The following is a 17722-nucleotide window of genomic DNA, read 5'->3' as shown; positions in this document are numbered from 1 at the left end:
TGCACACTTTTCCTGGAATTGCTCCTAGCAGTCGATTGCGGCGATACCCGGGTGCCGCAAGACTGCCTGAAACGGATGAGCCGCCCCTCGCCGACCGGCGGAGGCGGAACGGTGCGCGCCCCACAAGGCGCGCACCAGATCAGGCTTATTCCGCGGCGTCGGGAAGCTGGCCGGCTTCCGCGGCCGGATCGACCTTCGAGTTCTCGAGTTCGACCGACAGACCGAGCGAGCGCATTTCCTTGACGAGAACGTTGAAGCTCTCCGGAATGCCCGCCTCGAACGTGTCGTCGCCACGCACGATCGCCTCGTACACCTTGGTGCGGCCCGCGACGTCGTCCGACTTCACGGTCAGCATTTCCTGCAGCGTGTAGGCGGCGCCGTAGGCTTCGAGCGCCCAGACCTCCATTTCCCCGAAGCGCTGGCCGCCGAACTGCGCCTTGCCGCCCAGCGGCTGCTGGGTAACGAGCGAGTACGGGCCGATCGAACGGGCGTGGATCTTGTCGTCCACGAGGTGGTTCAGCTTGATCATGTACATGTAGCCGACGGTGACCTGGCGGTCGAAGGCTTCGCCCGTACGGCCGTCGTAGAGAACCGACTGACCGGACGAGGCAAGACCTGCGCGCTCCAGCATGCCGGCGACGTCGGGCTCATGCGCACCGTCGAAGACCGGGGTTGCGATGGAGACGCCCTTGCGGGACTGCTCGGCAAGCTTGACCAGGGCGTCGTCGTCGAAGTGAGCGACTTCGTCCTTGGCTTCGCTTTCGTAGACTTCCGTCAGCTCGCGCTTCAGGTCCGAGATGTCCATGGTCTTGCGATACTCGTCGAGCAGCTCGCCGATCTTCTTGCCCATGCCGGCGCAAGCCCATGCGAGGTGCGTTTCGAGGATCTGACCGACGTTCATGCGCGAAGGCACGCCCAGCGGGTTCAAGCAGATGTCGACATGCGTGCCGTCTTCGAGGAACGGCATGTCCTCGATCGGCAGGATGCGCGAGACGACGCCCTTGTTGCCGTGACGGCCGGCCATCTTGTCGCCCGGCTGGATCTTGCGCTTCACAGCGACGAAGACCTTGACCATCTTCATGACGCCCGGAGGCATTTCGTCGCCGCGCTGGACCTTCTCGACCTTGTCCATGAAGCGCTGTTCAAGGCGCGACTTGGATTCGTCGTACTGGCCGCGGAGGGCTTCGATCTCGCCCTGGACCTTCTCGTCCTCGACGGCGAACATCCACCACTGCGAGCGGGGATATTCGGAGACGACGGCGTTCGACAGCTCGGTGCCCTTCTTGAAGGACTTCGGGCCGGCGACGGCGACGTGACCGCGCAGCATGTCGATCAGACGGCCGTAGACGTTACGGTCGAGGATCGCCTGCTCGTCGTCACGGTCCTTCGCAAGACGCTCGATCTCTTCACGCTCGATCGCCATCGCGCGTTCGTCCTTCTCCACGCCGTGGCGGTTGAAGACGCGAACTTCGACGACCGTGCCGAAGGTGCCGGGCGGCATGCGCATGGAGGTGTCGCGAACGTCGGACGCCTTTTCACCGAAGATGGCGCGCAGGAGCTTTTCTTCCGGCGTCATCGGGCTTTCGCCCTTCGGGGTGATCTTGCCGACCAGGATGTCGCCCGGCTGAACCTCTGCGCCGATGTAAACGATACCGGCTTCGTCGAGGTTCTTCAGCGCTTCTTCCGAAACGTTCGGAATGTCGCGCGTGATTTCTTCCGGACCCAGCTTGGTGTCGCGGGCCATGACTTCGAATTCCTCGATGTGGATCGAGGTGAACACGTCGTCGGAGACGATGCGTTCGGACATCAGGATCGAGTCTTCGTAGTTGTAGCCGTTCCACGGCATGAACGCGACGAGCGCGTTGCGGCCGAGCGCGAGGTCGCCGAGGTCGGTCGACGGACCGTCCGCGATGATGTCGCCCTTGTTCAGAACGTCGCCGACGGCGACCAGCGGGCGCTGGTTGACGCAGGTGTTCTGGTTGGAACGCTGGAACTTCTGCAGACGGTAGATATCGACGCCCGACTTCGACGGATCGAGGTCTTCGGTGGCGCGGATAACGATACGGGTCGCGTCGACCTGGTCGACGACGCCGCCGCGGCGAGCCGCGATGGCGGCGCCCGAGTCACGGGCGACGACCGGCTCCATGCCGGTGCCGACGAACGGAGCTTCCGCACGCAGGAGCGGCACGGCCTGACGCTGCATGTTCGAACCCATGAGCGCGCGGTTGGCGTCGTCGTTCTCGAGGAACGGAATGAGCGCCGCCGCGACCGAAACGAGCTGCTTCGGCGAAACGTCCATGAGGTTGATCTGGTCGCGCGGGGCGAGCATGACTTCGCCGGCGTGACGGCAGACGACGAACTCTTCAGCGAAGGAGTTGTCGGCTTCGAGCACCGAGTTGGCCTGCGCGACGTGGTACTTGGCCTCTTCCATTGCGGAGAGGTAGACCACGTCCGTCGTGACCTTGCCGTCGACGATCTTGCGGTACGGGCTTTCGATGAAGCCGTACTTGTTGACGCGGGCGAAGGTTGCGAGCGAGTTGATCAGACCGATGTTCGGGCCTTCCGGCGTTTCGATCGGGCAGATACGGCCGTAGTGGGTCGGGTGAACGTCGCGGACTTCGAAGCCGGCGCGCTCACGGGTCAGACCACCCGGGCCAAGGGCCGAAAGACGGCGCTTGTGGGTGATTTCCGAGAGCGGGTTCACCTGGTCCATGAACTGCGAGAGCTGCGAGGAACCGAAGAATTCACGAACGGCGGCGGCTGCCGGCTTCGCGTTGATCAGGTCCTGCGGCATGACCGTGTCGATCTCGATCGAGGACATGCGTTCCTTGATCGCGCGCTCCATGCGGAGCAGGCCGAGACGGTACTGGTTCTCCATCAGTTCGCCGACAGAGCGGACGCGACGGTTGCCGAGGTTATCGATGTCGTCGATCTCGCCCTTGCCGTCGCGCAGTTCGACCAGCATCTTCACGACGGCAAGGATGTCTTCCTTGCGCAGCGTGCGGACCGTGTCGGCGACGTCGAGGTCGAGGCGCATGTTCATCTTCACGCGGCCAACGGCGGAGAGGTCGTAACGCTCCGCGTCGAAGAACAGCGTGTTGAACATGGCTTCGGCCGAATCCATTGTCGGCGGTTCACCCGGACGCATGACGCGGTAGATGTCGAACAGAGCGTCCTGACGGTTCTCGTTCTTGTCTGCCGAAAGCGTGTTGCGGATGTAGGCGCCGACATTGATGTGGTCGATGTCGAGAACCGGAATCTCGTCGAAACCGGCCGACAGGATGACCGGCAGGGTCTTCTCGTCGATTTCGTCGCCGGCTTCGAGATAGATCTCACCCGTGCTGTAGTTGACGACGTCTTCGGCGAGGTAGTTGCCGTAGAGGTCTTCGTCGGTCGCCTTGAGGGCCTTGAGGCCCTTTTCGGAGAGCGAGCGCAGCAGGCGCGGGGTCAGCTTCTTGCCGATCTCGACGACCACTTCACCCGTGTCGGCGTCGATCATGTCCGCGACGGCCTTCTGGCCCTTCAGCGCGTCGGGATTGAACGGCACGCGCCAGCCTTCGCCGTCGCGCTGGTAGAGCGACTTCGTGTAGAAGGTCGACAGGATTTCTTCGCCGTCCATGCCGAGAGCCATGAGCAGCGACGTGACGGGGATCTTGCGGCGGCGGTCGATGCGCGCATGCACGATATCCTTGGCGTCGAACTCGATGTCGAGCCAGGAACCGCGATACGGGATGACGCGGGCGGCGAAGAGCAGCTTGCCGGAAGAATGGCTCTTGCCCTTGTCGTGGTCGAAGAACACGCCCGGCGAACGGTGCATCTGGGAAACGATGACGCGCTCGGTGCCGTTGACGATGAACGTACCATTGTCGGTCATGAGCGGCATGTCGCCCATGTAGACGTTCTGTTCCTTGATGTCCTTGATCGACTTGGCGCCCGTATCCTCGTCGATATCGAACACGATGAGGCGCAACGTCACCTTGAGGGGCGCTGCGTAGGTCAGGTCACGCTGGCGGCATTCCTCGACGTCGAACTTCGGCTGTTCGAATTCGTAGGAGACGAATTCGAGCATGGAAGCGCCGGAGAAGTCCGTGATCGGGAAAACCGACTTGAAAACGGCCTGAAGGCCCTCGTCCGGACGACCGCCGGCGGGCTCTTCAACCATCAGGAATTGATCATAAGACGCCTTCTGAACCTCGATGAGGTTCGGCATTTCAGCGACTTCGGGGATTTTACCAAAAAACTTGCGTACGCGCCTACGACCGTTAAACGAAAGGGTCTGAGCCATCGTCGCTCCTTCAAATTTGCATCCGGGCCTGCAACGGACGGGGTTCGCTGGCCAGTCGATCCCGTCGACCAATGGGTTGGTTCAAACTCGTCTTTCTGCCGGTTGACGGGCCGGATTGCCCAATCTTGCGGTGAAGACCATCCTCTTGAAGAACCCATTACCCAAAAGCCGTTTTTGCGGCTTTTGGGTAATCAGTTCAGCGGAAAGGAGCAATGGGAGAGGGTCGAAACCCTCTCCCACCGTATTCCGGTATTACTTGACGTCGACCTTGGCGCCGGCGTCCTCAAGCTTCTTCTTGAGGTCAGCGGCTTCAGCCTTGGAAACGGCTTCCTTGACCGGCTTCGGAGCGCCTTCGACCAGGTCCTTGGCTTCCTTGAGGCCGAGGCCGGTGATGCCGCGGACTTCCTTGATGACGTTGATCTTGTTGGCGCCAGCGTCAACGAGGATAACGTCGAACTCGGTCTTTTCTTCTTCGGCAGCAGCCGGAGCAGCAGCGCCGCCAGCAGCAGCAACAGCTACGGGAGCTGCAGCCGAAACGCCCCACTTCTCTTCGAGAAGCTTGGAAAGCTCAGCGGCTTCCAGGACGGTCAGGGCGGACAGGTCTTCAACGATCTTTGCGAGATCAGCCATTTTCGTATTTCCTTTTGTTCGGTTCGAACTGGGTTGTTTGATTTACAGCGAAAAACCGCCTTACGCGGCTTCGTCCTTCTTGGCGTAGGCTGCGAACACGCGGGCAAGCTGGCTTGCCGGTGCTGCAACGACCGTGGCGACGCGCGTTGCCGGGGCTGCAATGAGGCCCAGGAGCTTTGCACGAAGCTCGTCGAGCGAAGGCAGGGTCGCAAGCGACTTGACTGCTTCTGCGTCGAGTGTGGTCGCACCCATGGCACCACCGAGAACAACGAGCTTGTCGTTGGTCTTGGCGAAATCCATGGCTACCTTCGGAGCGATCATCGGATCATTTGCGTATGCAATGAGCGTCTGACCCTGGAAGAGATCAGACATCCCTTCCGACTCCGTACCCTGAAGGGCAATTTTGGCCAGGCGGTTCTTCGCGACTTTGACGGTACCGCCAGCTGCACGCATCTTCGTACGAAGATCGTTCATCTGTGCAACGGTGATGCCGGCATAGCGGGCCACGACAACCGAACCGGAAGCCTTGAAGACTTCATTCAGCTCCGTGACGAATTCGCGTTTTTCCGCTCTTTCCACTGCCTATCTCCAGTAGACAGGGCCATGACTTCTCACGGACCCTGCCGGGTTTGCCTTTGCCGCTAGAGATCATCTCAAAAAGCTGATCCCGAGCGACGCTCGAGGATCCTGTCCCCCCGCGCTCGGCCAGAGGCCGCGACACAGGCAAGGTAGGTTCGAACCGAATTCCGCGTCATCCGACGCTGAGTGAAATCCAGGTCTCACCCGTCTCATGCAGGCAACGTGATTAAGGCCTAACCACCTGCAATCTCGGACAGGAGTTCCGGGTTGCCCCGGAAATCCCCGGCCGGATGGGCCGGGAATTCTGTTGCGGTCCGGCAAGCCGGACCGAAATACATCAGGCGACGGTCGCCGGGTCGATCTTCACGCCCGGGCCCATCGTCGAAGAGATGGCAACGCGCTTGACGTAGTTGCCTTTGGCGCCAGCCGGCTTCGCCTTGATGACGGCGTCGGCGAAAGCCTTGATGTTCTCTTCCAGAGCCTTGGCGTCGAAGGAAGCCTTGCCGATGCCGGCATGGATGATACCAGCCTTCTCGACGCGGAACTCGACAGCGCCGCCCTTGGATGCCTTGACGGCGCCCGTGACGTCCATGGTGACGGTGCCGACCTTCGGGTTCGGCATCATGCCGCGCGGGCCGAGAACCTTACCGAGGCGACCGACGAGCGGCATCATGTCCGGGGTCGCGATGCAACGATCGAAGTCGATCTTGCCGCCCTGGACGATTTCGAGCAGGTCTTCCGCACCGACGATGTCAGCGCCGGCAGCCTTGGCTTCATCGGCCTTGGCGCCGCGAGCGAAGACGGCGACGCGGACGTCGCGGCCCGTGCCGTTCGGCAGGTTGACCACGCCGCGGACCATCTGGTCAGCGTGGCGCGGGTCGACGCCGAGGTTCATGGCGACTTCGACGGTTTCGTCGAACTTGGCGACGGCACGCTCCTTGACGAGAGCGATTGCGTCCGACAGGGCAACGAGCTTGGTCGGGTCGATGCCTTCACGGATCTTCTGGAGACGCTTTGCAATCTTGGCCATGGTCTTAACCTACCACTTCCAGGCCCATGGCGCGGGCAGAGCCCTCGACCATTGCCATCGCGCCTTCGATATCGGCGGCGTTGAGATCCTTCATCTTGGCTTCGGCGATCGACTTGATCTGAGCCTTGGTGAGCTTGCCGATGGACGCGCCCTTGCCGGGGGTCTTCGAGCCGGACTGGATCTTGGCTTCCTTCTTGAGGAAGTAGGTCACCGGCGGCTGCTTCATCACAAACGTGAAGGACTTGTCCTGGTAGTAGGTGATGACGACCGGGATCGGCATACCCTTTTCCATTTCCTGCGTCGCCGCGTTGAACGACTTGCAGAATTCCATGATGTTAATGCCACGCTGACCAAGCGCCGGGCCGATCGGCGGGGACGGGTTCGCCGATCCTGCCTTGACCTGAAGCTTGAGCTGGCCTGCAACTTTCTTAGCCATTTTCTCTGCCTTTCAGAATGCGGCCGGTTGCCCGGCCCTCGATGCCGGCCCGAAGACCGGCGGCTGCGGTTGCGTGGTGCGGTCCGGGCGCCCGGCTAAAGGCCGCCTTCCCTTCCACGCGATTGGCGGAAACCTCCGCCACCAACCCTCGCAAGGAGGATTGGATTTCGAAACAGCAGCGCCCGGAAGGCGCCGCCGAAATCAGATTTTCTCGACCTGGGCGTATTCCAGCTCGACCGGGGTGGCGCGACCGAAGATCGACACTTCCACCTTGAGGCGCGAACGCTCCTCGTCGACGTCCTGGACGATACCGTTGAACGAAGCGAACGGACCGTCGGAAACGCGAACCTGCTCGCCGATCTCGAAGGAAACCGAGGGCTTCGGACGATCGACGCCGTCCTGGACCTGCGACAGGATGCGCTCGGCCTCACTGTCCGGGATCGGAACCGGCTTGTTGTCGGAACCGAGGAAGCCCGTGACCTTCGGCGTATTCTTGATGAGGTGGTACGCCTCGTCCGTCAGGTTCGCCCGCACCAGCACGTAGCCGGGGAAGAACTTGCGCTCGGAGTCGACCTTGCGGCCGCGACGCACCTCGACGACCTTCTCGGTCGGCACGAGGATCTTTTCGAAGAGGTGATCGAGACCCTTCTGGCGGGCCTTGTTCTCGATATCCTCAGCGACCTTCTTCTCGAAATTCGAATAGGCGTGGACGATGTACCAACGCGAAGCCATGTTCATCTCCAACCGATCAGGCGCCAACGCCGGCGCCGAGGACGAGGCCAACCAGCCAGCCCATCAACTGGTCCGCAGCGAAGAAAAACACCGCGGCAAGGAAGACCATGACGAAGACCATGACGGTCGAGATCATCGTCTCGCGCCGCGAGGGCCAAGTCACTTTCGCCGTCTCGGAGCGTACCTGCTGCAGAAACGCAATCGGATTCGTTTTCGATGCCATTGAATGTCCACGCCATTACGGCGCGTAAAGCTGAACTCTCAGCCCCACGCACCGCGTGTCTGTTTAGCCCTACATAAAGCCCGATTCCCTTTTTCACAAGAGGCAAGCGGGCTTTTCGCGAATTTCGGCGGAAAACACCGCCGTGCCATCGCTGCCGTCGCTGCAAGTGGTCCGCGCTGTCCGGCAGGAATGGCAGGGGCAGAGGGGCTCGAACCCCCGACCTGCGGTTTTGGAGACCGCCGCTCTACCAACTGAGCTATACCCCTATGTGCTTGCCGTATCGGGGCGAAACGCCTCTCGCCGGCAAGGCATGGCGTCTTTACGGCGCGCGGGCGGACTTGGCAAGCCCGAAGACGAGATTTTTTCACAGCTTAGGCGTCCTGCCGCCCTCCCCGCCGGCCTTCACCAGGTCACGCGGAACCGCGCGCGCAGCGCACCCGTCAGCTCCGCCTCCTGCCGGCGCACCGAGGCGGCGAGGTTGAGATTATCGAAGAGCCGCTGCTCGACGGAAAGCTCCGTTGCGACGTCCTGCCGGCCGCTCGCCGCGCTGCCGGAGGCGATGAAGGCGGTCCCCGTCGCAAGAGCCCGGATCTCCGCCCGCTGCGTCATGCGGAAAGCGCCGTGCTCACCGCGCCGCATGGTGGTATCCGCCGAGATCGTCGGCGTCAGCACGACATCGATGGAGCGCGACGCCATCCAGCGCCGCGTCACGCCGATCCTGCCCGACACGCGCCCCGTCAGGGGATTGTAGCCGGCCGCCGCGCTGCGTTCGGCGCCGGAGCGCCCCTGCCCCGCCATCTCCGCCCAGAGGCGGGCATTGTCGCGCGTGTTGCGGATGCGCCCGCCCGGCGACGCGCTGACCGAGAAATCGACGCCGGCGCTCAGCGGATTGCCCGCCGCCGTCTTGGCGCCCGTCCTCAGCCGGTAGACATAGGGCGAGACTTTCGTCGGCGACCAGATCACCAGCGAATCGCCCGCCGCCGCCGGGCCTGCCGGCAGGATCGCGAGAATCGTCGAAAGGGCGAGCGCTGCGCGCGCTACGCGGACAAGAGCCTTCATGGAGCAACGGCCTGTTCGTTGTTACCGTGATGCACGCGGCATGCCTGGTGCCCGCCACATGCAAAGGCGCCTCCACAACAGCGAATCTGAAGAATCCGTGGGACGCCGGGCCATGGCGCAATTCGCGCCGGCCGAGCCGCTTCAAGCGACACGGGAAACCTACTCTTTCCCGGCTGCCCTCTCCATCCCCAGAACTGGCGAGTTATGTCCGGGGGCTAAAAAAGAACCAATAAACGGAAAAAGCCCCGCGGTTTCCCGCGGGGCTCTCGTCAGGCCTGAAGCCTTAAGACTTACTCGACGATCGAAGCGACGATGCCGGCGCCGACGGTACGGCCGCCTTCGCGGATAGCGAAGCGCAGCTTTTCTTCCATCGCGATCGGAACGATCAGCTCGACGTCAACCGTTACGTTGTCGCCCGGCATGACCATTTCCGTGCCTTCCGGAAGCGTCACGATACCCGTGACGTCCGTCGTGCGGAAGTAGAACTGCGGACGGTAGTTCGTGAAGAACGGCGTATGACGGCCGCCTTCTTCCTTCGTCAGGATGTAGGCTTCGGCCTTGAACTTCTTGTGCGGCTTGACCGAACCCGGCTTGCACAGGATCTGGCCACGCTCCACGCCGTCACGGTTCACACCGCGCAGCAGCGCACCGATGTTGTCGCCGGCCTGGCCCTGGTCGAGCAGCTTGCGGAACATTTCAACGCCCGTGCAGGTCGTCTTCGTCGTCGGACGGATGCCGACGATCTCGATTTCCTCACCGACCTTGACGATGCCGCGCTCGACGCGACCGGTCACAACCGTACCGCGGCCCGAGATCGAGAACACGTCTTCGATCGGCATCAGGAAGGGCTGGTCGATCGGACGTTCCGGGGTCGGGATGTAGTCGTCGACAGCGGCCATCAGGGCGCGGATCGCGTCTTCGCCGATTTCCTTGTTCGAGTCTTCCAGGGCGGCAAGAGCCGAGCCCTTGACGATCGGAATGTCGTCGCCCGGGAATTCGTAGGACGACAGAAGTTCGCGGACTTCCAGCTCGACGAGCTCGAGAAGCTCGGCGTCATCGACCTGGTCGACCTTGTTGAGGAACACGACGATCGCCGGAACGCCGACCTGGCGGGCGAGCAGGATGTGCTCGCGGGTCTGCGGCATCGGGCCGTCGGCAGCCGAGACGACGAGAATCGCGCCGTCCATCTGGGCAGCACCGGTGATCATGTTCTTGACGTAGTCGGCGTGGCCGGGGCAGTCGACGTGCGCGTAGTGACGGTTGGCCGTCTCATACTCGACGTGTGCCGTCGAGATGGTGATGCCGCGGGCCTTTTCTTCCGGAGCAGCGTCGATCTGGTCGTACGCCTTGAACTCGCCGAAGTACTTCGTGATCGCTGCAGTCGTCGACGTCTTGCCATGGTCAACGTGGCCGATCGTGCCGATGTTTACGTGAGGCTTGTTGCGCTCAAACTTACCTTTTGCCATGTCTTTTTCCTACTGAACGAAAGTTGGGCTAACCGGCCCGTCCGGTTTGGCAGGCGTTTAAGGCTTTCGCAACGAATGCGCAAGCCTTAAATGCACAGCGAAAACTGCGGGAAAGGAGCTTGGGAAAGCCGGATTTGCCTTAGATCGGCATGCCGAATCGCTTTTTCAAGGCAAAGCGTTATGCCGAAACGCCGGCGCGCGGCGTCTCGGACATGAGGCAGGACATAATGGACGACGCACCCCGCCTCCCTTCGGCCGGCAAGGTACCCGTAACCCTGTCTTCAAGTCGGCCTTATCGCCGCCGCTAGATCTCGATCCCGGCTTTCCGGCAGAAATTCATCGTCAGCGCGGCTTTTCCTTCATCGCTGCCGACCCCGGTCACGGCGAAGGACGACTTCGGCGAGACGGTCAGGACGCCCATGAAGGGGAAGGCGCCGACATAGCCGCACACATTGATCACGCCATCGGGGCGGCGCGTCGCCTTCATCCGGTCGAGTTTGGCCGATGCCAGATCCTTGAGAGAACTTCGCACACCCGTCTCGACGACCTTCACGTCCGCCTGCGTCAGCGTGTAGGCGCTCGCCGAGGGCGCCGTTTCCTTTTGGGCGGTCTGGCCGCAGCCCGCAAGGGCTGCCGCCACGGCGACAACAACGTAGGATTTCACATTCATGATGCTTCCCCCATCGCTCGCAAGGATCATGAGCCCAATCGGGGAAAGAGTCGAGTCGATCCTGCACGCCTGAATTTGCGGCCGGACGAAGAAAGAAAGTAATGGGCAACAGGAGGGCCCGAAAGACGCCCTCAACCTGCAAATGCCTGAAAATCTGGAGCGGGTAGCGGGAATCGAACCCGCGTATTCAGCTTGGAAGGCTGCTGCTCTACCATTGAGCTATACCCGCGGGGGTCTTGATCCGAAGCAACGGAATGGTGGAGGGAGTTGGATTTGAACCAACGTAGGCTGAGCCAACGGATTTACAGTCCGTCCCCTTTAACCACTCGGGCATCCCTCCATATTCCGTCGGGATCAAGCGACCAGTATCGACCGTTCGGCAGTGCCTTGCGGCGGCGCCTTCGATCTGGCGCGGTATATGACGGGCACAATTCATCCTGTCAACACGACGTCACGGAAAAAATTGCGAAAAATGTCGTCGTCCCCATACGGGGCGCCGAGGTGCCCGCAATTGCTTCCTGCCCGATTTTTCGCGCGCCTTGCAAAACCGCTGCACACTTTTGCGCGACATGCATTATAGAAGCGGCATGAGCAAAGACGATACCGGCGGCAAGTCCGCAAAAGACACCCATTATGCCAAGCTCCGCCGGGCGCATCGCGACCAGCGGCGCGAGCGCGGCGAGATCCCGACGCCGAAGGACGACCGCCGCCGCCGGCAGGCGGAAGGCTGGAAGCCGCCGGCCGTCGCGCCGGATCAGGTCCTCCTCTATGGCCTGCACACGGTGCGCGCGGCGCTCGACAATCCCGAGCGCCGGATCATCAAGCTTTCCGTCAGCCAGAACGCCGCCCAGCGGCTGGAGCTGCCGGACCTCTCCACCCTGCCCTATCCCGTCGAGACGGTGCTTCCCTCCGATCTCGACAAGGTGCTCGGGCCGGAAGCCATCCACCAGGGCGTGATGCTGGAAACGCGGCCGCTTCCGGTGCGCCGGCTGGAGGCGCTGAAGGATTCGCCGCTTCTCCTCGTGCTCGATCAGGTCACCGATCCGCACAATGTCGGCGCCATCATGCGCTCGGCCGTCGCCTTCAACGCCGGCGCCGTCATCACCACGCAGCGCCACTCCCCGACGGAATCCGGCGTGCTGGCGAAAACCGCCTCCGGCGCGCTGGAACTCATTCCCTATATCCAGATCACCAATCTCTCGGATGCGCTGGAAGAGCTGCACAAGCTCGGCTTCCTGACCGTCGGCCTCGATTCGGAAGGTCCCGCTCCGCTGGAGGGCACGCTTTCCGGCCAGCGCATCGCGCTCGTCATGGGCTCGGAGGGCAAGGGCCTGCGGCAGAAGACGCGCGCGACCTGCAAGGCCCTCGCCCGCCTCGACATGCCCGGCGCCATCAAGTCGCTCAACGTGTCGAATGCGGCCGCCATCGCGCTCTACGCCTCGCATCGCCACCTGTTCGGCTGAACCGGTATTCCTGAATGCACAAAGGCCCGCCGGTGAAAGCCGGCGGGCCTTTGCGTTGAAACCGGTATCTCTTAGCTTGCGAGCCTCAGGTTGCCGCGGCCGGAAATGACGCGCTCGGCTTCCGAAATGGCTTCGACCTTCGAATCGGCGCTGAGGTTCAGGCCCTCGGCGCGAACGATTTCGATATCCGTGATACCGAAGAAGCCGAGCACGGTCTTCAGGTAGCTTTCCTGATGGTCCATGACCGCAGCCGGACCGGCGCTGTAGTGACCGCCGCGGGTGGAAACGATGATGACCTTCTTGCCCTTGGCAAGGCCTTCCGGGCCTTCCGCCGTGTAGCGGAACGTCTTGCCGGCAACGGCGACGCGGTCGATCCAGGCCTTGAGCTGGCTCGGCAGGGAGAAATTATACATCGGCACGCCGAGGACGACGGTATCGGCGGCGAGGAACTCGTCCAGCACGACCTTGCTCTCCTCGACCTCCGCGGCGACCTGCGCGTCGACCTCTTCCGGCTTGGCGTTGGCGGCCATCAGGTGGGCGCCGGAAAGATGCGGCAGCGGATTGGCGACGAGGTCGCGATAGGTGACGGTCGCGCCGGGCTGGTCGGCCTCGATCTGAGCGGCGACGGCAGCGGTCAGGCGGCGGGATACGGAATGGTCTCCGAGAATGCCGGAGTCGATATGGAGGACGTTCATGGGTCAGCACCTTTGCTTGAAATTCGATGCAACCCATATGCCCCGAAAACAATCACGCGATTAGACAGCAAAAATCCAATTGACTGTTTCAAATGAGAAACAATAATCGGGCAGTGACCGGAGAAACGCCATGCAGGACCTGAACGATCTCGCGCTTTACGCCGCCGTGGTGCGGCACAAGGGCTTCACGGCGGCGGCCAATGCCCTGTCGGTGCCGAAATCGAAGATCAGCAAGCGCATCGCCGCGCTGGAGGAGCAGCTCGGCGTGCGGCTCATCGAGCGTTCCACGCGAAAACTCGCCATCACCGATATAGGCCAGTCCTTCTACGAGCGCTGCGAGGCGGTGCTGTCCGGCGTCGAGGCGGCCGAGGCCGTGGTTGCCGTAGCGAAGACCGAGCCCGCGGGCACGGTGCGCCTGTCGATGCCGCCCGGCTTCGCGCCCGTCGTCGCCGATATCCTTCCGGGCTTCATGAAGCGCTATCCGCTGGTGCGCCTTTCGATCCTGACGACGGGGCGGCCGGTCGATCTCATCGAGGAGCGGATCGACGTGGCGCTGCGCGTGCGCGACAGCTACGACACCGACCAGTCGCTGATCGTACGGCGCTTCGGCGGCACGCGCCGTTATCTCGCGGCAAGCCCGCGCTTCCTGGAGCGCCACGGTCCCATCGACCTTGACACGATCGGCCGCGTGCCGACCCTTTCCATGCAGGAGAACAATCCGCGCGCCATCTGGACGCTGTTCCACACAAACGGCGAGGTGCACGACGTCTCCCACTCGCCGGTGCTGACCTGCTCGGATTTCAGCGTGCTGGAACGGGCGACGATCGAGGGTATCGGCCTCGGGCTGTTGCCGGACATGATCGTCGAGCGCGGTTTTCGCACGGGACTGCTGACGCCGGTGCTGCCGGACTGGACGAGCGCGGAATCGGCCGTCCACGCCGTCTTCACCTCGCGCCACGGCATGCTGCCCGCCGTGCGCGCCCTCATCGACCACCTCGCCGAAAACCTGCCGCGCTCCATGCAGCGCTGCCAGGAAATCGTGCCCCAGGCCGCCTCCGGCGGCGACTGGTCGATCTGAAACGGCCCTTTGCCCTTTACAGCGGCGGAGAATATGCTAACTCCCTCGCAGAGTGCCCTTATAGCTCAGTTGGTAGAGCACCTGATTTGTAATCAGGGGGTCCCGGGTTCGAGTCCTGGTGGGGGCACCACTTGTTTCTTCAAATCAATATTTTAAGAGAAATTCCGCAGTTAGCGGTGCGGCATTCAAATATATGTCCGCGATTCCCTATTCCGCACGCCCGATAACGAAGGGCCGTGAACAGGTACCGGTCCGGGGAACAACATCGAGCTTGTCTCCGATCTTGTAACCATAACTCGGTGCGCCAATACCAACGACGACCCGACATACCACGCTCGTTCCCTTGGGTGTCCGTCGCGTGAATGAAAGTTCCGCGACGCTCACGGTGGAACCACGAGACCTCGCTTCTTCCCAAACGTCCTCTATCGTCGCAACGACATGCTCCGCGTGCTTCACACGCCAAAAATATGCCCCTGCAAAGCCGGCAAAAAGGACAGCCGAACCAACCGTTGAGACAATCAAGACTGGAAGGGTATCCCGGTCTATTCCAACAAGGATCGGCACTGCGTGAACAACTCCGCTGACAACCCTCCCGAGCGTAGCCAAAGCCGGGCGGATTTCAACCCTTTGCGGAGCTCACCTTCTAGCGCTATCAGCACAGTTTCCGGCTCGCTGCTGGCCAAGAAGGGATCGGCAGGCATTCCGGGCTGGAAACGGTAGCGACCTCCGGGCTGCATCAATTTCCGCTCGATGCCTCCACGGTCGATTGTTTTCCTTCCGTTAAGCATTTTGAATCCCATTCATGAGTAATATCTAAAATTAAATGGACTTCGCGCGTGGGAGGCCCCACCATGCGCCACGGGCCGGCCGCATAGTCCGGACAGACCGTTTCGTCAGCGCATTCCTCTCGTTCCCGGGGTGCCCATGAGATACGTCATCGCCATCTTCGTCTTCGCCTGCGTCCTCGTCTGGGACTTCACGCAAAATCATGGCGCCTATACACAGCGGGTCGTGCAGGACGCCGCCCATTTCGTTCGCACCACGCTTTGAGGCTCCCCTTCTCTTCCGATAGCCCTGCCGTCCTCGTCTCTTGACCTTTGTCGGAAAACAGAACATAACAAGAACATTCGGAGGATACGACGATGCGGAACGATACGCTCGAACGTGGAAATGCCATCCTGGAAGCCTGCCGGTCGCTGCGGGAGCGGCAGATGCAGAACCGTCTCGAACTCCAGCGCAAGGCCGCGGCCGTCGCCAAGCCGCTTTATGTGCTGAAGAGCAAGAAGCAGTTGGAGCTGCGGCTGCAATGACCGTGCAGCAATCGCCCACCGGGCGCGAGGAGGCGGCCGAAATCCTCGCGCTTCACAACGGAAACGCGCTGGAAGCGCTACGCACGATGATCGCCGAGCGCGATGCCGTCGAGGAGCGGCTGGCCATCGCGACGATGATCATGACACGCCGTTGCGACAGCCCGCGACACGGCCGGGGTGGCTAGGATTTCCGGGACATGCCGCGAACGGGCGATCCCTGCTGGAGATCGCGCGTCCGGCAGGCAGCTCCGCCGGCAGCGGCACATTGCCGTGCGCCCTCACCTGTCCTATAGGCGTCTGTAGCTTGAACTCGGCGCCTTGGGGCGCCTGCCCTGCAATCGCTGCCGCTGACGGCATGGTGCAGAGCGATCATATGGAGGAACGGACGTGGCGGCAGACAAGGAACCGGTTTCCAAGGTCACCGTGGAGAAGGACGCCAAGGGGCGTTATTTCTTCGCGTTGACCTTTCGCGGCGTCACCTATCCGGTGAACGGTCCCTTCGCCAATCCGCTCCAGGCCGCCGCTGCTGGACAGACCATGCTAAAGCGTCTCGAGGCGCAGGCGGGCGGAAAATCCTGAGTACGGCCTGCCGGCGGCAGCCTTACCCGATATCCCTGTCATATTTTTCAGATGCGCATACCGTAAAGGCATGCGACAAAGGCCGGCCCGGGCAATTCCGGCAGGCGTGCGAGGCGCGTCTGCGGGAGGATCGCGCGGGCACAGGGAACTGTGGCGTGAAAAGCGGGCGGCGCCCGGACGAGGCTTTGCAGCGAGGATGCGGATCAGGGCATGACGCGTAATTTCACCTCCTTCTCCTTCGTGGCCTCGCAGGCCCCCGAAGCACAGGAAGCGCGCGACGAGCTGATCGCTATCTACGGCAATACGGACCCGGAAGAGGCCGACGTGATCGTGGCGCTCGGCGGCGACGGCTTCATGCTGCAGACGCTGCACACGACGATGAATTCCGGCAAGCCCGTCTACGGCATGAACCGCGGCTCGGTCGGGTTCCTGATGAACCGCTTCGACACGAAGGACCTTGCGGGGCGAATCGACGGCGCGGTGGAGAACGCCTTCCGCCCGCTGGAGATGACGACGGGCGATGCGAGCGGCCAGGAGCGCCGGGCGCTCGCCATCAACGAGGTCTATCTCTTCCGCCAGTCCTACCAGGCAGCCAAGCTGCGCGTCAGCATCGACGGGCGCGTGCGGCTGGAGGAGTTGATCTGCGACGGCCTCCTTCTGGCCACGCCGGCGGGCTCGACGGCCTACAACCTTTCCGCCCATGGCCCGATCCTGCCGCTGGAAGCGCCGCTCCTTGCCATGACGCCCGTCAGCGCCTTCCGGCCCCGCCGCTGGCGCGGCGCGCTGCTGCCCAACAAGGTGACGGTGGATATCGAGGTACTGGAGGCGGAAAAGCGCCCGGTCAACGCGGTCGCCGACAATACCGAGGTCAAATCCGTGACGACGGTGCGCATCGCCGAATCGATCGGCCTTTCCGCGCGCATCCTCTCCGATCCGGATCATTCCTGGTCCGACCGGATTCTCGCCGAACAATTCGATTACTGACGGTGCGACAGCATCAGGACAGGAGTTCGCCATGAGACGGCACCGGCTCGCCAGCGCCCTCGCCTTCCTCCTCCTCACCGGCTCCGCCGCCTTCGCCGCGGACGAGACGCCCGTTCCGGAAACCGTCACCTTCGTCGTGAGCACCGGCTTCTGGGAAGAGCCCGCCGAGGATGCCGCGGAGGGTGCGATGCGCCGCGGCTATTACAAGCTCGCCGCCGTGCGCCAGCCGGACGGCACGGCGCAGGTCCATCTCCAGCAGATCGAGGCGACCGGTGACGGCCCGAAGATCGCCTCCTCGACGGTCCTCGAGGAATTCTCGGCGCTGAAGCCTTACGTGACCGACATCCGCCCTGAGAACTCCTCCGGCATCACCGCCGAGCCCGGCCTCTTCGCCACCGTCTACCTGAAGACCGATCCCAAGGCCGCCGAGCCCGAAAGCTGGACCGTGCTGATCGACGATCTCGGCGAGATCAAGGTCGAGCGCGCGACGAACTGAAAACGGG

19 protein-coding genes and 4 tRNA genes are annotated in these 17722 nt (G+C 62.5%); 9 read left to right on the top strand and 14 right to left on the bottom strand.

Annotated features, from left to right (window positions below; all coding sequences use genetic code 11):
- Nucleotides 1-145: 145 nt before the first annotated feature.
- From rpoB to ShzoTeo12_RS04635, 13 genes are all read right to left on the bottom strand, one after another.
- Nucleotides 146-4285 carry a DNA-directed RNA polymerase subunit beta gene (rpoB, locus tag ShzoTeo12_RS04695; RefSeq protein WP_119259253.1) on the bottom strand — a complete coding sequence of 1380 codons (4140 nt, stop codon included), beginning with the start codon at nt 4283-4285 and terminating at the stop codon, nt 146-148.
- A gap of 252 nt (nt 4286-4537) precedes the next feature.
- Nucleotides 4538-4915 carry a 50S ribosomal protein L7/L12 gene (gene rplL, locus ShzoTeo12_RS04690; RefSeq protein WP_119259254.1) on the bottom strand — a complete coding sequence of 126 codons (378 nt, stop codon included), beginning with the start codon at nt 4913-4915 and terminating at the stop codon, nt 4538-4540.
- A 60-nt stretch (nt 4916-4975) separates the two neighbouring features.
- Nucleotides 4976-5494 carry a 50S ribosomal protein L10 gene (gene rplJ / locus ShzoTeo12_RS04685; RefSeq protein WP_024270435.1) on the bottom strand — a complete coding sequence of 173 codons (519 nt, stop codon included), beginning with the start codon at nt 5492-5494 and terminating at the stop codon, nt 4976-4978.
- A gap of 337 nt (nt 5495-5831) precedes the next feature.
- The gene (gene rplA, locus ShzoTeo12_RS04680; protein ID WP_119259255.1) at nt 5832-6524 is read right to left on the bottom strand and encodes a 50S ribosomal protein L1; all 693 of its coding nucleotides are present in this window, start codon (nt 6522-6524) and stop codon (nt 5832-5834) included.
- A 4-nt stretch (nt 6525-6528) separates the two neighbouring features.
- Nucleotides 6529-6960, bottom strand: coding sequence for a 50S ribosomal protein L11 (gene rplK, locus ShzoTeo12_RS04675; RefSeq protein ID WP_119259256.1), 432 nt, complete (start codon nt 6958-6960; stop codon nt 6529-6531).
- Between the two features lie 201 nt (nt 6961-7161).
- Nucleotides 7162-7692 carry a transcription termination/antitermination protein NusG gene (gene nusG, locus ShzoTeo12_RS04670; protein WP_119259257.1) on the bottom strand — a complete coding sequence of 177 codons (531 nt, stop codon included), beginning with the start codon at nt 7690-7692 and terminating at the stop codon, nt 7162-7164.
- Nucleotides 7693-7708: 16 nt separating this feature from the next.
- Nucleotides 7709-7915, bottom strand: coding sequence for a preprotein translocase subunit SecE (secE, locus tag ShzoTeo12_RS04665; protein WP_119259258.1), 207 nt, complete (start codon nt 7913-7915; stop codon nt 7709-7711).
- A gap of 190 nt (nt 7916-8105) precedes the next feature.
- A tRNA-Trp gene (locus ShzoTeo12_RS04660) sits at nt 8106-8181 on the bottom strand.
- Nucleotides 8182-8317: 136 nt separating this feature from the next.
- A complete protein-coding gene (locus ShzoTeo12_RS04655; protein ID WP_318911423.1) occupies nt 8318-8974 on the bottom strand; it encodes a hypothetical protein in 657 nt (218 codons plus the stop codon).
- A gap of 290 nt (nt 8975-9264) precedes the next feature.
- Complete coding sequence (gene tuf, locus ShzoTeo12_RS04650) at nt 9265-10440, bottom strand: elongation factor Tu (protein WP_318911422.1); 1176 nt, start codon at nt 10438-10440, stop codon at nt 9265-9267.
- Between the two features lie 304 nt (nt 10441-10744).
- Complete coding sequence (locus ShzoTeo12_RS04645; protein ID WP_162911515.1) at nt 10745-11110, bottom strand: hypothetical protein; 366 nt, start codon at nt 11108-11110, stop codon at nt 10745-10747.
- A 155-nt stretch (nt 11111-11265) separates the two neighbouring features.
- Nucleotides 11266-11339, bottom strand: a tRNA-Gly gene (locus ShzoTeo12_RS04640).
- A 26-nt stretch (nt 11340-11365) separates the two neighbouring features.
- A tRNA-Tyr gene (locus ShzoTeo12_RS04635) sits at nt 11366-11450 on the bottom strand.
- A 247-nt stretch (nt 11451-11697) separates the two neighbouring features.
- Here ShzoTeo12_RS04635 and rlmB point away from each other — a divergent pair.
- Entirely contained in the window at nt 11698-12573 is an 876-nt protein-coding gene (gene rlmB, locus ShzoTeo12_RS04630; protein WP_119258793.1) for a 23S rRNA (guanosine(2251)-2'-O)-methyltransferase RlmB, read from the top strand.
- Between the two features lie 71 nt (nt 12574-12644).
- Here the strand turns inward: rlmB and ShzoTeo12_RS04625 are convergent, their stop codons facing one another.
- The gene (locus ShzoTeo12_RS04625) at nt 12645-13268 is read right to left on the bottom strand and encodes an FMN-dependent NADH-azoreductase (RefSeq protein WP_318911421.1); all 624 of its coding nucleotides are present in this window, start codon (nt 13266-13268) and stop codon (nt 12645-12647) included.
- Nucleotides 13269-13398: 130 nt separating this feature from the next.
- Between ShzoTeo12_RS04625 and ShzoTeo12_RS04620 the strand changes: the two genes are divergently transcribed.
- From ShzoTeo12_RS04620 to ShzoTeo12_RS04585, 8 genes are all read left to right on the top strand, one after another.
- Nucleotides 13399-14346, top strand: coding sequence for a LysR family transcriptional regulator (locus tag ShzoTeo12_RS04620; protein ID WP_318911420.1), 948 nt, complete (start codon nt 13399-13401; stop codon nt 14344-14346).
- 54 nt (nt 14347-14400) lie between these two features.
- Nucleotides 14401-14476, top strand: a tRNA-Thr gene (locus tag ShzoTeo12_RS04615).
- Nucleotides 14477-15270: 794 nt separating this feature from the next.
- A complete protein-coding gene (locus ShzoTeo12_RS04610) occupies nt 15271-15396 on the top strand; it encodes a hypothetical protein (RefSeq protein WP_318911419.1) in 126 nt (41 codons plus the stop codon).
- Between the two features lie 92 nt (nt 15397-15488).
- Complete coding sequence (locus tag ShzoTeo12_RS04605) at nt 15489-15656, top strand: hypothetical protein (protein ID WP_162911516.1); 168 nt, start codon at nt 15489-15491, stop codon at nt 15654-15656.
- On the top strand, nt 15653-15841 hold the full coding sequence (locus ShzoTeo12_RS04600; RefSeq protein WP_318911418.1) for a hypothetical protein: 189 nt from the start codon (nt 15653-15655) through the stop codon (nt 15839-15841). Before ShzoTeo12_RS04605 ends, ShzoTeo12_RS04600 begins: the two co-directional genes overlap by 4 nt.
- 202 nt (nt 15842-16043) lie before the next feature.
- The gene (locus ShzoTeo12_RS04595) at nt 16044-16235 is read left to right on the top strand and encodes a hypothetical protein (RefSeq protein ID WP_318911417.1); all 192 of its coding nucleotides are present in this window, start codon (nt 16044-16046) and stop codon (nt 16233-16235) included.
- Between the two features lie 210 nt (nt 16236-16445).
- Nucleotides 16446-17219, top strand: coding sequence for an NAD kinase (locus ShzoTeo12_RS04590; protein WP_119258638.1), 774 nt, complete (start codon nt 16446-16448; stop codon nt 17217-17219).
- A 31-nt stretch (nt 17220-17250) separates the two neighbouring features.
- On the top strand, nt 17251-17715 hold the full coding sequence (locus ShzoTeo12_RS04585) for a hypothetical protein (protein ID WP_318911416.1): 465 nt from the start codon (nt 17251-17253) through the stop codon (nt 17713-17715).
- Nucleotides 17716-17722: the final 7 nt, after the last annotated feature.

Source organism: Shinella zoogloeoides (assembly GCF_033705735.1).
Lineage (GTDB): Bacteria > Pseudomonadota > Alphaproteobacteria > Rhizobiales > Rhizobiaceae > Shinella > Shinella zoogloeoides_A.
The sequence above is the reverse complement of the archived record's forward strand: the minus strand, read 5'-3'. Positions and strand labels throughout refer to the sequence as shown.

Coding starts and splice junctions, on each gene's coding strand:
- rplL (WP_119259254.1), bottom strand. CDS start 4,915: ATGGCTGATCTCGCAAAGATCGTTGAAGACCTGTCCGCCCTGACCGTC.
- ShzoTeo12_RS04585 (WP_318911416.1), top strand. CDS start 17,251: ATGAGACGGCACCGGCTCGCCAGCGCCCTCGCCTTCCTCCTCCTCACC.
- ShzoTeo12_RS04655 (WP_318911423.1), bottom strand. CDS start 8,974: ATGAAGGCTCTTGTCCGCGTAGCGCGCGCAGCGCTCGCCCTTTCGACG.
- ShzoTeo12_RS04590 (WP_119258638.1), top strand. CDS start 16,446: ATGACGCGTAATTTCACCTCCTTCTCCTTCGTGGCCTCGCAGGCCCCC.
- ShzoTeo12_RS04605 (WP_162911516.1), top strand. CDS start 15,489: ATGCGGAACGATACGCTCGAACGTGGAAATGCCATCCTGGAAGCCTGC.
- nusG (WP_119259257.1), bottom strand. CDS start 7,692: ATGGCTTCGCGTTGGTACATCGTCCACGCCTATTCGAATTTCGAGAAG.
- ShzoTeo12_RS04620 (WP_318911420.1), top strand. CDS start 13,399: ATGCAGGACCTGAACGATCTCGCGCTTTACGCCGCCGTGGTGCGGCAC.
- ShzoTeo12_RS04625 (WP_318911421.1), bottom strand. CDS start 13,268: ATGAACGTCCTCCATATCGACTCCGGCATTCTCGGAGACCATTCCGTA.
- rlmB (WP_119258793.1), top strand. CDS start 11,698: ATGAGCAAAGACGATACCGGCGGCAAGTCCGCAAAAGACACCCATTAT.
- rplK (WP_119259256.1), bottom strand. CDS start 6,960: ATGGCTAAGAAAGTTGCAGGCCAGCTCAAGCTTCAGGTCAAGGCAGGA.
- tuf (WP_318911422.1), bottom strand. CDS start 10,440: ATGGCAAAAGGTAAGTTTGAGCGCAACAAGCCTCACGTAAACATCGGC.
- secE (WP_119259258.1), bottom strand. CDS start 7,915: ATGGCATCGAAAACGAATCCGATTGCGTTTCTGCAGCAGGTACGCTCC.
- rplA (WP_119259255.1), bottom strand. CDS start 6,524: ATGGCCAAGATTGCAAAGCGTCTCCAGAAGATCCGTGAAGGCATCGAC.
- ShzoTeo12_RS04600 (WP_318911418.1), top strand. CDS start 15,653: ATGACCGTGCAGCAATCGCCCACCGGGCGCGAGGAGGCGGCCGAAATC.
- rpoB (WP_119259253.1), bottom strand. CDS start 4,285: ATGGCTCAGACCCTTTCGTTTAACGGTCGTAGGCGCGTACGCAAGTTT.
- ShzoTeo12_RS04610 (WP_318911419.1), top strand. CDS start 15,271: ATGAGATACGTCATCGCCATCTTCGTCTTCGCCTGCGTCCTCGTCTGG.
- ShzoTeo12_RS04645 (WP_162911515.1), bottom strand. CDS start 11,110: ATGAATGTGAAATCCTACGTTGTTGTCGCCGTGGCGGCAGCCCTTGCG.